Origin of the sequence: Corynebacterium sp. MSK032, from assembly GCF_030232065.1 — a bacterium.
Taxonomy (GTDB): domain Bacteria; phylum Actinomycetota; class Actinomycetes; order Mycobacteriales; family Mycobacteriaceae; genus Corynebacterium; species Corynebacterium jeikeium_D.
The window spans coordinates 1-678 of sequence record NZ_JASPJR010000041.1; the positions used below are offsets into that span (position 1 = coordinate 1).

At 55.5% G+C, this 678-nt stretch carries 1 pseudogene; it reads left to right on the forward strand.

Going from position 1 to position 678, the window contains the following annotated elements:
• A pseudogene (locus QP995_RS10810) lies at positions 1 to 635 on the forward strand (IS256-like element IS3503 family transposase); the annotation flags it as partial.
• Positions 636 to 678 lie beyond the last annotated feature (43 nt).

Below are 678 nucleotides of genomic sequence, written 5' to 3' on the forward strand. Positions count from 1 at the left end.
GCCGCCACACCACCAGCAACCCCCGCACCGATGCCGGCAAAACCCTCTACCGCCTAGCCCTGAAACTCACTCGCATCACCGACCTTGACCAAGCATCCACATGGGTCGCCCACCTGCACGAATTCGACCACACCTACCGGGAATGGATGAACGAGAAAACCACCATCAAAGACCCTGCTACCGGCGCCTACACCAAGGTCTACACCCACCAACGCGTCCGAGCGGCCTATCAATCATTGCTATCTCTGCACCGCAGAGACCTGCTGTTTACCTACCTGCAACCCCCACCAACAACCATCGACCCCGACAACCTTGCAGCAACAACAAACAGCCTCGAAGGTGGCATCAACGCCCCCATAAAAGAACTAGCCCGCAGACACCGCGGACTATCACTACCGCATCAACGCACAGTGATGGATTGGTGGCTGTATCTACATACAGAAGTCCCTGACGATCCGGTCAAGATCGCCAGGGACCAACGATGGGGTCAAGACGCACTTTCCACAGCAACAGACCTGATCACCCACAACACCACAGCCACTACCAATGACATCGGTGCACCAGCAGAATACGACACCGCCATCGACACCAGCTACCAACACAACCTCGGCATCCAAAAAGGCTGGATCAAATAACCGCAACACGCCCGGAAAAGACACACTTTTCTTTACTTAACCC